18 protein-coding genes are annotated in these 11,625 nt (G+C 46.4%); 1 reads left to right on the top strand and 17 read right to left on the bottom strand.

Annotated features, from left to right (window positions below; genetic code table 11):
- From PSI23_RS19060 to PSI23_RS19045, 4 genes are all read right to left on the bottom strand, one after another.
- A partial coding sequence (locus tag PSI23_RS19060) for a DNA circularization N-terminal domain-containing protein (RefSeq protein WP_273556559.1) occupies positions 1–353 on the bottom strand: 353 nt, incomplete at its 3' end.
- A gap of 75 nt (positions 354–428) precedes the next feature.
- Positions 429–791 (bottom strand): hypothetical protein, encoded by a 363-nt coding sequence (locus PSI23_RS19055; protein WP_273556558.1) that lies wholly within the window; start codon positions 789–791, stop codon positions 429–431.
- A gap of 149 nt (positions 792–940) precedes the next feature.
- Complete coding sequence (locus tag PSI23_RS19050; RefSeq protein ID WP_273556557.1) at positions 941–1,618, bottom strand: ORF6N domain-containing protein; 678 nt, start codon at positions 1,616–1,618, stop codon at positions 941–943.
- A gap of 11 nt (positions 1,619–1,629) precedes the next feature.
- Entirely contained in the window at positions 1,630–1,830 is a 201-nt protein-coding gene (locus PSI23_RS19045; RefSeq protein WP_273556556.1) for an Arc family DNA-binding protein, read from the bottom strand.
- 60 nt (positions 1,831–1,890) lie between these two features.
- On the opposite strand from PSI23_RS19045, the gene PSI23_RS19040 reads away from it, so the two are divergent.
- Complete coding sequence (locus tag PSI23_RS19040) at positions 1,891–2,196, top strand: Arc family DNA-binding protein (protein ID WP_273556555.1); 306 nt, start codon at positions 1,891–1,893, stop codon at positions 2,194–2,196.
- Positions 2,197–2,216: 20 nt separating this feature from the next.
- Here PSI23_RS19040 and PSI23_RS19035 read toward each other — a convergent pair whose 3' ends face one another.
- The 13 genes from PSI23_RS19035 to PSI23_RS18975 all read right to left on the bottom strand — a co-directional run.
- The gene (locus PSI23_RS19035) at positions 2,217–3,365 is read right to left on the bottom strand and encodes a hypothetical protein (RefSeq protein WP_273556554.1); all 1,149 of its coding nucleotides are present in this window, start codon (positions 3,363–3,365) and stop codon (positions 2,217–2,219) included.
- Positions 3,366–3,437: 72 nt separating this feature from the next.
- Positions 3,438–5,402 (bottom strand): hypothetical protein, encoded by a 1,965-nt coding sequence (locus tag PSI23_RS19030; RefSeq protein WP_273556553.1) that lies wholly within the window; start codon positions 5,400–5,402, stop codon positions 3,438–3,440.
- Positions 5,403–5,519: 117 nt separating this feature from the next.
- Positions 5,520–5,813 carry a phage tail assembly protein gene (locus PSI23_RS19025; protein WP_273556552.1) on the bottom strand — a complete coding sequence of 98 codons (294 nt, stop codon included), beginning with the start codon at positions 5,811–5,813 and terminating at the stop codon, positions 5,520–5,522.
- A 15-nt stretch (positions 5,814–5,828) separates the two neighbouring features.
- The gene (locus PSI23_RS19020) at positions 5,829–6,197 is read right to left on the bottom strand and encodes a phage tail tube protein (RefSeq protein ID WP_273556551.1); all 369 of its coding nucleotides are present in this window, start codon (positions 6,195–6,197) and stop codon (positions 5,829–5,831) included.
- A gap of 9 nt (positions 6,198–6,206) precedes the next feature.
- Entirely contained in the window at positions 6,207–7,697 is a 1,491-nt protein-coding gene (locus PSI23_RS19015; protein ID WP_273556550.1) for a phage tail sheath subtilisin-like domain-containing protein, read from the bottom strand.
- On the bottom strand, positions 7,697–7,885 hold the full coding sequence (locus PSI23_RS19010) for a DUF2635 domain-containing protein (protein WP_273556549.1): 189 nt from the start codon (positions 7,883–7,885) through the stop codon (positions 7,697–7,699). The genes PSI23_RS19015 and PSI23_RS19010 overlap by 1 nt, the downstream gene beginning before the upstream one ends.
- Positions 7,886–7,890: 5 nt before the next feature.
- Positions 7,891–8,430: an ATP-binding protein gene (locus PSI23_RS19005; protein ID WP_273556548.1), complete on the bottom strand. Its 540-nt coding sequence runs from the start codon at positions 8,428–8,430 to the stop codon at positions 7,891–7,893.
- Positions 8,427–8,762 (bottom strand): head-tail joining protein, encoded by a 336-nt coding sequence (locus tag PSI23_RS19000; protein WP_273556547.1) that lies wholly within the window; start codon positions 8,760–8,762, stop codon positions 8,427–8,429. Before PSI23_RS19000 ends, PSI23_RS19005 begins: the two co-directional genes overlap by 4 nt.
- On the bottom strand, positions 8,762–9,145 hold the full coding sequence (locus tag PSI23_RS18995) for a hypothetical protein (protein ID WP_273556546.1): 384 nt from the start codon (positions 9,143–9,145) through the stop codon (positions 8,762–8,764). Before PSI23_RS18995 ends, PSI23_RS19000 begins: the two co-directional genes overlap by 1 nt.
- Before the next feature lies 1 nt (position 9,146).
- Positions 9,147–10,193 carry a major capsid protein gene (locus PSI23_RS18990; RefSeq protein ID WP_273556545.1) on the bottom strand — a complete coding sequence of 349 codons (1,047 nt, stop codon included), beginning with the start codon at positions 10,191–10,193 and terminating at the stop codon, positions 9,147–9,149.
- Positions 10,194–10,264: 71 nt separating this feature from the next.
- Positions 10,265–10,657 (bottom strand): head decoration protein, encoded by a 393-nt coding sequence (locus tag PSI23_RS18985; protein WP_273556544.1) that lies wholly within the window; start codon positions 10,655–10,657, stop codon positions 10,265–10,267.
- Positions 10,657–11,226: a hypothetical protein gene (locus PSI23_RS18980; protein ID WP_273556543.1), complete on the bottom strand. Its 570-nt coding sequence runs from the start codon at positions 11,224–11,226 to the stop codon at positions 10,657–10,659. The genes PSI23_RS18985 and PSI23_RS18980 overlap by 1 nt, the downstream gene beginning before the upstream one ends.
- Positions 11,227–11,228: 2 nt before the next feature.
- A partial coding sequence (locus PSI23_RS18975; protein WP_273556542.1) for a S49 family peptidase occupies positions 11,229–11,625 on the bottom strand: 397 nt, incomplete at its 5' end.

The following is an 11,625-nucleotide window of genomic DNA, read 5'->3' as shown; positions in this document are numbered from 1 at the left end:
GTTAATTCACCCAGCGTGGGATGGATTAATGTGCCTGTCGAGCCTGTCTCACAGGCGGCAACCAGATTTTTACGCTGGGTGATCACATCGGGCGCGTGATAAACCCGACTGCCCTGAACAATAAATCCACGCAGCGTGATTTTTCGGGTTGCCCGGCCTAAATCCTCAACCCACGCGGTATCACGGTACGGGTATTCATGTACGGCCTGACGGCGACCAAATACGCTCTCACCGGATACGACGGCAAACGGTACGCCACGAAATGACGCTGGGCGCAAATGTTCTGACCATTTCCATGATGCGTCATTGCCGCCACCCAGCAATGAGGAAATGGCATCGTTAATAAAGGCCATATATGCTCCTCTTAAATTTGGACATAAAAAAACCGCACGAGGCGGCCTTAGAAATGAATAACCCGCCGAAGCGGGTTATTTTGTAATACCGAGGACTTCGTAGATTTTGTAAGCTGTAAAGAGTAAACTTGGTAGTCCTAAAACCCAAAGGATTATACTTAACCTCATATCTTTTAGTTTGCCATCGAATTCAGTTTTTTGATTCTCGATGGAGGCTTTCAGCTCTGAGCCTTGTAAGGCAGCCATCGATTCAAGCTTATTTGACTGCGATGCAATCATCGATTCAAGTTTACTCGACTGCAAAGCTATAGCTGACTCTAACTTAGCGGTTTGTAAGTCAATTTTACTATCCAGCTTAAGCATTGTTTCATTTAGACGAGACAAGGTAGACTCTATAGAGTCAGCTCGTTTCTCTAATTTATCTATGCGAGCATCCATATCTACCTCTTCTGTGTCCTGAATGAATAAATTGCTTCAATTTTAGCACTCACTGATCATAAAATCACCAACATTAAAACCCTTCTTGACCTAACTAACCCTTCACCAACCACAAATAAGACTATGCGGGTTCATTTGGTCAGAAATAATTAATGCTTAAGACTGATCAATACTGCCTGCCAGTTCGGGGATGAGAGTTGCCCTAAATCTATGGCAGAAACTTCTCTGGCAATGATTCGCTTGGCTTCATCTAAAGTATGCTTATAGCCGCTTGTCATTAACTGCATTGATCTGCCGTATGGGGAATTTAGTTGATTAAGTGCACCTTGTACTGCTTCTATTTCATCTGACATATGCATTGCAGCTTTGTATAGCCACGAAAGAGTACAAAGCTCACTGCTCGTTAACGCAATCGTGTAGGTTGGCTCTGCTTTCTGAGTTGGGAGGTCTTTTTTCTGATTAAAGTAATAATCTTCCAAAGCCTCGAAAACATCCCATGCCTTGTCGGTATCCAACATCTTAGCGTGACGAGCAGCGCCGCGTTCTGTCCACAACATAAGGCTTCTTGCTTTGGGTGAAATTTGTAGGTTACTTAAAGTAACCCGCAAATCTTTTAGAGCCTTTCCAATAACCTTGAAGTAATGTTTACCTTCAACGAATCTTTGTGTATTTCGTGAGTGGTTTACTTTGATGTTATTGGTGCTGGTCTCATACAATTGAGATAATAACTCAGTGGTGATTACCGGAATACCATTGTGCATGATGGCGGTCATACTTTGTACTGAATTAGAGTTTTTACAAACTTCATTAACTGGTATACTTAACATGTCTAAATTCCTTACTCGGTTTTGGACAATTTAGAAGCCCTGACTGTTCCCGCAGTTGGGGTTTCACCATTTTTGCTTATATACTCTTCAAGAGCCTTAACAATTACATAATTCACAGACCTATCCTGTACATTTGCAATGTATTTCAAGCTATTCCTCATATCATTCGGCATCCTAATATTTACCTGTGGCAATCTTTCTATTTTGCTCATAACCCCCTCACTAATGATATCCATTGGCTACCATTGATAGATTAGTAGCAGGTGGCTACCATGTCAACATTATTATTGCACCGGATTTTACTTATGAGCCGTGAGCCACAAATAAACATTCGTCTACCGCAAGACCTTAAAGAAGCCGTGCAAAATATGGCATCAGACAATAAGCGGTCTGTAAATGCTGAGATTGTTGCTGTTTTGTTAGATGCAGTCAGAAAGCATAAATCAGGCGATCAAATCCAATCATCAATGAAATGTCAGCCAACGACAATAGATCCCATAACTGAACGAAAGATATTAGAGGAAATTGCAAAGCTAGCCGCAGAAAACGCAGTGAAGCTTGAAAGGAATAAAAGATAAAAATAAGCCCCATGATGGGGCTATTTTTTACAAGGTAGATATATTCGCCAGTTTTCAACTTCGGTGTCTAACTCACAGATTCTTTTCCCTTCTGGTGAAATTAAATATTCGTTGTATACACGTCCTTCACCTTCTCTTATCTCACTTTGCTCTACAACTAAACTACCTATGTATTTATCATGCTTTGGATTACCTGATAAGTTAGACATGTTTACAAACGTCAAATCACCATCTGTAATAAATTTCTCTCTTACGTAATTGTAATTATTATCGAAAGGAATTGTGAAAGCATGTATAGCATGACTGACGGCCCAAGCAGGAACAGAAAAATAAACAATTCCTTTTTCGTAGTTGTAGCCAACTATTCTCATTTTAGATAATGTTTTTTTAGGGTCTTGAGTGTACCTTTGGGTAAAGATATCTCTTTTCCCCCGAATACCATCACTAGTTATATAAATTGCTCTAATGCTGCTTTTGGATTCGTATTGTTGGGGATTTTCTTCCTCTACCGTAACAATAGCAAATAACTCCTTGGAGTTAGGCATTATCGCTGATGTCACTTTCATTCCACGTCCAGCAACCCATGATGTAATATCTCTACCTTTATAGCAGACTAAGTTTTCTGCACTATAAAGTGTGTTATTACGCGTAGGAAATATAAAACCATCATATGGATATTCCATATAATTATTATAACAACTAATCTTAGTTACATTTTCTTTATTGTTAAAGCTACTATCGTTATTTTGGCTTTCTTGCTCTTGTTTTTTATATGGAGTTACTTCGACATCACCACCATTAATTGAAATTAAATATTCACCTGCGTTTTTAATGTAAATAACAGCCTTATCCTTTCCCAATATGGTGAATTTAGAAACTTCCGTGTTTTCTCCATTGGTTTTATTTATTATAGCTTGGACTTCATTATCATTAAAACAGAGTTTATTATTACTTCCGTAAAACCCTCCTTCTTTATTATTGCATCCTGTATGATCATTTGAATTCAGTAGCCAACTAATGGTGATTATAGATAAAAGTATAAACCCGCCCGCCAACCAAGCTATCACAGTTGCTACTTTCCTGCGCTGGATTGACTTTGAAGATTTAGCCATAACCAGCGAGACAATAAACACCACAATAACAAACCAAAAAGTATTCCATATAGTCATTGTTATCCACCTGCCTCATGTTTCATTCATAAATGCTAAAACCACCATTACTGAATAAAACATAAGCCATTTTCAAGGATAATTCATGGAAGTTGTGATTTTACCCGCAGTTTTTGACTGGAATTTCTGACGCTCTCCAGTCTTATCATTAACTAAAGTAATCTCAACTTGGAATGGTTTATCACCGATGGCGTCTTGAAACGCTTTCGCCATGCCTTTTGCTATTTCTGTCTCAGACTCAATATCTTTTTTCTTACTGTAGAGTGATGGGTATTGCTGGTCTTGCTTGCCGGCGCTCTCCTCAGTATTACCCGGTATCTGAGGGTTGGTACTGGATGTATTATTTTTAGCGGGCGTTTTTGTTGGGTCAGGAGTACTTGTTATGGCAGCCATGACCAGATCCTTGTCATAAGGAAAAGATTTACTTTCTACCATACCCATTTCGCGCATTAATGAATACATCACATTATGATTGTTTAGATCTAAGCGATCATTCCTGCCAACACCCAACCTCTGAGCAACTCGGTCTATGTAATCCTCGGTGCGATTTTTGTCTTTTCCACCTGGGGGCGCCCACTTTCTTACAATTAAATCGACGGATTGACGCTTAACGTTATCTGTTAGCCCATTGAAGTAGCGCCGCAATTGCCACGCTGAGCGCTCCAATCCTGCGTAAGGCGTACTGAATTTGGCAAAACGTTTCTCTGGGTGATCTTCTACTGTTGCCCCTTTTTGTCTGGCAAATTCCATATTCAGGGGATTATTATTGCGAATACCGCGGGGTTTTCTGGTGTTACCGCTCCTCTTTTTATTATTTTCACTGCCTATTTTAGGCTCTTCTACAACAGGCACATCAGGCACTTTTTCACCCACATGGCGGGGCTTTTCAGGTAGAATGGGGGGCTCGGTTTTTTCACTGCCTTTTTTGAGATGCCATTGCTGATATTTTTTCCGGTATCCGTCAGTCATTAGGCCAAAATCTAACATCGTTTTTTCATACGTATTGAGCGTATTGTAAAACTCAGGATTATTATATCCCCACCTCAATTGATCTGACTCATCACCCCTAGTAAAACCTAATGTCCTTGTTATTGCAAAATTATCAGGACCATATGTCAGTAAGTCGCCGACGCCTTTCAGTCCATCGTTAACAGAACCATCTGAGGTTAGAAAATTTGCAGTAGCATTGCTAGTCCGGGTTTTAAACCCTTCCCATGAGGCATTCAGCTCGTTTATCGTACCATTCAAAGTGGTTAATTTCTGGTTTAAATCGTTAGGAACCGTCAATCCTAGTTCATCCGACTTGGTTAATAGCTGTTTAAATTTAGCGCCCTCACGCAATAATGCTAGCGTATGCTCATCAAAGCCTAATGTATCTGCAATGGTTTTTTGTAATGCCGGAGAATAGGAAGGGAACGCTTTCGCTAGTTCCTCCATCGTTTTCATGACATCAGCAGTGCCGTCGTCCTTTCTAATAATGGACACGCCCATGCTATTAAGCTGCGCTAATGTTGCACTATCCCTTGCCCATAGTGGATCATTAAATATTTTATATAACCCGTCTACGGATTCTTTTGCCTTATCTGCATCAACACCCAATATTACCATCGCACCGGATAAGCGGGAAAACTCTTCGGGGGTCATGTTGTTATTTTTTGCCATGACATCCAGATTGTAAGCTTCCTTGCTCTGCTCATTCAGCTTCTGCCCCATTTTGGTGATGCCGTAACCTATTGCGCCAATACCGCCCAGCTTGAGACCCTTATCCAGATATTTACCCGACAACTCTCCAAACATTTTCAACGGCGGGATCATATCGCCAATATTTTGCACGTTATCCTGTGCATGTCGTGACATTTCCCGCAGCTTGTTACTCAATGATCCTGTGTTTTCCAGTGTTTCACTGCCACCGAATCGCAATCCATCGCGGGTAGAATTCAGTAACGGATTAAGTTGCTTAAGTTTTGCCTCCATTTCAGCTAAGGCTTTCGTCGCGTTTTCATCCGCATTAATTTGAAAATCAAATACATTAGCCATGACCTAACCTCATCTGGTTGATGCGCTCAGCCTGTTTTAACCACCATTCCAGACGGGAATAACTCAGGTGCCACGCCTCCTGTGGCCCCCAGTGGTAAAAATAGGTCACATCCGCCGCTAATTGCTGCCATCCCCTAAGGGAACATAGACTAAAAAACCCGTCAGAAACTCCCTACAGATGTTAAAATCACTGATTGCCATTTTTTTCAGTACCGTTTCAGGCACGCCTGATACCAGCGCAATAAGCAATCGCATTGCGGGTAATATACTGTGGGTATTTTTGCTCTGAGCCTCATAAAACTGCTCAACCTCGAATAGCGCAGGCTCCCGCAGATGAATTTCGGTATAAACCTCTTTACCGTCATTACTCTCAATCTGTTTGTTTAGTGTGATAACTTTTGTTTTTTCCATGACTGCCTCTTAGTTTTAGTTTTCGGTAACTGAAATCCCTTCCCAACGAACTTCGAACTCCGCGTCTTCGCTTCTGACTTCCTGCGAGTTCACGGTCCACATACCCTCACCGATAATGGTTTTGCCGTTGGCGAGTTCAGCGACGATAGTCACATTGGTCTGGCTGTTAAAATCGGCGACGGTCGTGCCGCCGCTGTCACGCACCCGACAGGAAATAAAGGATGGACTCGGCTTTTCTTTATACCCGTGCACACTGTCCATGCCGGTCAGTGTTTCACGTGTGACCGCTGACGGGCTGTAGGTGAAATCACCAACTACCATGATGGACATCCCATCAACAGAAACATAGGCTGTACCTGCCAGCCTGTTAGAGGTGTTTCCCACGATTTTCTCCTAGTTAGTTGGTTGCTGGCGGAATTGATTGAGCAGCGCAAACACGCGCAACTGGTTGATCAAGGTGCCCGTCCAGAGAACATCCAGCCGGTTTGGATTGTGAGCATTAATTTCCACTTTCAGCCCACTCGCAAACGCCTTTGAATCCTGCACATACCCGTTATATTCCAGCGTCCGGTACTGGGCGATGAGTTCGGCACGCACTACATTCGGGGTCACAATGGCCGAGCCTGCCGCAAATCGCGTGCCGTCTTTCGCCAGTTTCATGCGACGGAACTTAGACGTGATCTGCGTGCGAATGTAACGAGAGACAAACGCCAGTAAAAACAGCGTTTCTATCTGCAGATAACTGTCATCATTATCCCCGTACGGGTTTTTCTGGTAGGTACTAATGATGTTTTCAATCTGCACTGTGCCATCATCAGCCACCGTAAATGTTGAAATACCACTGTGCAGCAGGTTATTACGCTCAATCAGGCCGAGCTGGTCTTCTGCCGCCGGTGCCAAAACACCCGCCACGGGCAAGGTCTGCAACGGCCTGCCGGGGTCATTTCTGAGGGACGGCGCGACTGCACCGGTGACGGCCGCTGACCAGATGTAGTTGGGTGTCGGTGATTTCGTCACCCCCAGCACCGTTTCATGCTGATTGTTGCGGCGTGCGCCGGCATCCGCCAGTTCGCCATGAGTTCCGCTGACGACACTGAACGCATGACCGTATAATTGCTGCTCCCAAGACCAGCGACCCCCCGTATCTGACAGGAATGATTTCATCTCATCCATTGACGCAGTGTCGGTGTAGGGATTGACGATAAAATCAAATGAGCGGTCGCTCAGGTTAGACAGGCCATTTTTCAGCTCGGGTGCACCTGCGCCCCCTGCCATAGGGGTGATTACCAGCGACAACCCCGCCGGAGTAACCTCTCCGCCTGCCTGCCCGCGGTAATTAAGGCAAACGTTGATCCCATTGCCGTGAGCGCCTTTATTTCTGGCGGTTAACGTGACCGTGTCATCCGTTACGGCGGCTGTCACCGGTAGCGAAATTTTACGGTTAATGGCTGTGGCTAATGCCGCTGCAATCTGCGCCGCTTTATCCGTCGCCATGACCGTAATTTGTACGCGCTGGCCCGCAATATACAACGAAATAACGCCCGCATGGGTTGGCAGCGACGAAACTTTAATCTGCCCTTTTGCCGCCAGCATATTACCCCCGTCTTTCAGGGGTAATGCCCACAATTCCGCCGCCTGATCGTTTGCCAGATACGCGGCGGTCATGCCATGCAGCAATGAGCCGTGACCGAACTGGGTAGCGGCCTGTTCTGCTGAGGAAATGCGCACCGGAATATCGGGTGTCGCTACCGCTCCATCCAGCATCTGACCGAGGATCAGTGAACGTTGGGTGGCTATGGCACTGTTCGCCATGGAGTTATCGAACTCGACGAAAAACAGTGGCGTTCTGAGGTTATTGGGAATTCGGGAAAAAGGGATCGCCATTATTCAGCCTCCTGCGCGCCTTTTTTGGCGACCTTGGTTTCAGCTACCAGCTGATAAAGTTCAACGTCGCCATCCCTTAATCGGCGATGCCAAAACAAATTATCCGGCACATCTGCGCCGGATTCGGGCAAAAATTCGCCCCTGACCGGACAGCGTACACGCCGCCCGGCAACAGGTTTTACAAACATGGGATTTACTCCAGATTAATACTGATTTTGGGTTCGGGTGTGTGTTCCGGCATCGCTACCGTCACGTCAATGCCGTCCAGTGGATGCGTTTCGATGGGGTAAAAATCCTCCTCACCCTGATAGTATTCAATGTCGATATCCATCAAGAGTTGTGCGAAATGCGATTCACCACTGGCATCAATATCGATTTGCGAGCGAATTTCAGCATATTGCTGTGTGACTTTCGTCAGCTCATAGCTATTTATTACCGCCCGTTCGATTTGTTCCCGCAACGCCTCCAATGCCAGTTCCGCCTGTTCTGCACCGTTATCAATGTCACTGTCAAATTCCTCTATCCTGCCGGTGACTCTGACGGTCGTTACAGTATGAAATTGGGGAACGTTGCGACCCCGCGATTTTTTATGATCAAATGGCGTTTGCACCAAAATACACGGATAATCTTTCCCCCGTGTTGACCAATCACGCGGGGAATAAACACGGGATTGTGCATCCGTTTTACCCGTGAGCGCCTGAACCACCATATTGCGTATTATTGATGCGTTCATTCTTTGTGTTTAATCCTGTTGAGTTGCAAATGCGTCCCACCGTGACTGTCCGGCTGAACGTCACTCACGACAAATTCAGCATTGATACTGTACACAAACACCCGATCTTGTTGCTGTGGCAGGGATTTGAATACCGCATCACGAACACCCAGCAGCGGTTTAGTGGTGTTGATACTGCTGTCGCCGTCGAGCGACTCCACCTGCTGGGTATAGGCGCGATCAAACACGCCCATAATGTCATAAGGTTTCCCGTCTCTGGGTCGCCAGTTCACCCGCTCGGCAAACTGTTGATGCAAAGGGGCTAGCAGGTGTTTATCCCAGTCAATCGGCATCAGATTTTAACCCCGCTCTGCACTGTTACTGGGTTATTGGATAGTAACCGTACCCTTAGGTCATCCAGCCGGATAATAACACCCAATCGGAACAAGCGACTGGCATCATCGCCGAAAACCTTAATCTCAGTATTTTCAGGGTAATCCACGCCGTTATGTCTGATAGTATGACCTGTAACCACAATAAATTCCGTCACACTCTCATCCGAAATTGGCACGTCATCTTTATCGGTTCCAGCTTTCCTGACAACGTCAGCCTGATAGGTGATGGCTTCTTTTTCAGATTGAGAAGGTGATTCGGTTATGACTTGATCTGTATCCGTTTGCAATTCGGACGGTAATCCGCCCGGGTCATCAGTGACTATTTCCTGTTTTTTAGCCATCTCACACCACCGTTGCGCACAATGCCGCATTCACCCGGCTGGGAATGACCAGCGGCGCAGATTGCATCATCAGGAAGCGTTGCGCCGGATCTTCCTGTAACCACGATTTCGGCGCATACGCCATGGGACCATAGGTAAAGGCCGGATCTAATATTGCCCCAAACGCACGCGTGCCCATCAAATCCGCGCCGGACATAATGACCGTGCCCTCGGGTAACATCGGTTTTTCTTTGCCATCCACCGGGTCAATAAACCAGTCGTTGTACACCCACAAATCAAATTGCCCCCAACGGCCTTTGTAGGCCGCCCCTTTCTGCACCTGCGTGCCCGGGTTAATCTGGTTACCGTACGGGTTTAATGCCGGAAACTTAATAGCACTGTCGGTCACCGTGGTATCCAGACGAAATGCGTTCCATGATTGAGTGGTAAACACCAGATCGGTCGGCATGGCACCGGAATTTTTCAGAATGCGCTGCGACCATGCTTCAATATCCTGTGTGGGCTGGGTGTTGGTTTTACCTGCATCCACCTTTGTCGGCCATTTATCACTGCCACTCAGGGTAACTGTCAGATCGGCAGAACGCCCGAAGTTCACCACTTTCGTTTCGTAACCTGTACCCGCTACGGTGATTGTGCCGGTCGCCAGCGCACTGGCTGCCATCCACTCTAACCTTCTGTTAATCATATCAATTTGGTCAGCCAGTTCAAATTGTACGTTCAGCATCTCACGCTCAGCCGCGGTGTACTGACCGCCAATTCGTTCACCAATCTGGCGACGAATGGGTTTGCGTAAATCCGGGGCGCGTTTGTCTTTGATGTACGCCGGTTTAAAACTGTTGGTCTGAAATTTACGCGATTCGACCAGTTGGCCTTCCACTAACGGGGAAACAAACGGGGCCATGCGGCGCAGACCAACATCCACGTCGACAGACACTTCCTCAGTGTCAGACTCCACAATATTCGGGAAAAACTTATCCAGCAGCCAGTTCTGACTGGTGATCAGATTCGGCACAACCTGTACTAAGACGTTGGTGTCAAAAATATTCATACTGTTTCTCGTGTTAAAAGACGTCACAATGCCTACGGTGGCCCGCATTCAGACGTCTGTTGGAAGTTAGATCAGGCTTGTACGCTGTCGCGCAGGAAAATGGAAAAGGCGCGTAATGGGGTTTTCAGTTCGGGGAGCGTCCAGCTTTCATCGAAAATCACCCGACGCTGGTTAAATTCGCCCATCAGGTAAACGCCTCCCCTCACGCTGTCGGCGGTGGTATCAACATTGTCCACCAGAATCGCGCTGGGGATCTGACTGCCGTCCCCGGCCCCTTTTTTACTGACCACGTATTCACCGTTGGCAGTAATAACACCCAGTACCGTGCCGCGTTTCAGGATACCCGCTTTGGCAATCGTTGCGCTGTCAGTGACTATTTGCAACGGACCGGAAATTAACTGGTCAGGCGAAAAAACAGCCTGTGTCATGCCTGGCTGAAAGGGGTTCTGAGAGAAGTTTTCCATTATTTCGCTCCTTTATTGGCGTCATATAAACGGGTCATTTGCTGTGCCAGTGCGGACACAGAACCTCTGGCGGGTTGCTGAGCGTCGGGACCTAATCGAACCTGCTGCTCAGCTTGCATCCGGCTATCCAGTGTAACACGCGTCATTGCTGGCTGAATGGAACCCATCACTTTCATTGTGTTAATCGCTTCACTCGCTGACATACGGGTATTAAACGCCAGATGGGCCGCCATATCAGGGCGATTCGCGGCATATTTACTGCTAAATATTTTGGCACAGCGTTCGCGTTCAGCGCGACGGCCTTTTTTAACATCCTCGTCTTCCTCCGCGTTTTCATCCTCCTCATCGCCTTCGGCATCAGGGTCGTCATCCTCATCCTCTTCTGACTTGGCCTTTTTTGCTTTTTTGGCTTTTTTGCCTTCCTTTTCTTCATCCTGTTCTTCGGCGTCTTCACGCTCTTCATCGTCTTCCTCAGCCTGACGGCTTTTGGCTTTACGTGCGTTTTCGTCTTCCTCGTGCTCATCAGCGGCACGGGCTTTGGCACCCAGCAGGTGTGCAAACTTAAACATGGTTAAATCACTCCAGAGTCTTTCATCAGTGTTTGAAATGCGACATCCGGGGAAGCAACTTCATCCGCTAACCCAGTCTGTACGCCCTCGTCTGCCAGATAACAGGCAGCTTGTGTCTTGCGGATTTGCTCTTCCGAGAGTCCGCGGTTACGGGAAACGGTGCGGACAAAAAGACGCCCCATTTCATCAACATCGTGTTGAATAGCCGCTTTTGCCTCTTCGCTCAGCGGCACATACGGGTTGCTTTCGGCCTTACGATCCCCGTAAGTGATAATGGTCACTTTCAGACCGTCTTCTTTAATGTGCTGCGACCAGTCACAGTGGATGACAATCACGCCCACTGAACCCACACCACCCGTGCGCGGCACAATAATCCTGTCGGCGGCACTGGCAATGGCA

Origin of the sequence: Xenorhabdus yunnanensis (assembly GCF_028598805.1) — a bacterium.
Lineage (GTDB): Bacteria > Pseudomonadota > Gammaproteobacteria > Enterobacterales > Enterobacteriaceae > Xenorhabdus > Xenorhabdus yunnanensis.
Note: the sequence above shows the minus strand (reverse complement) of the source record. Positions and strands in the feature narration are given on the sequence as shown.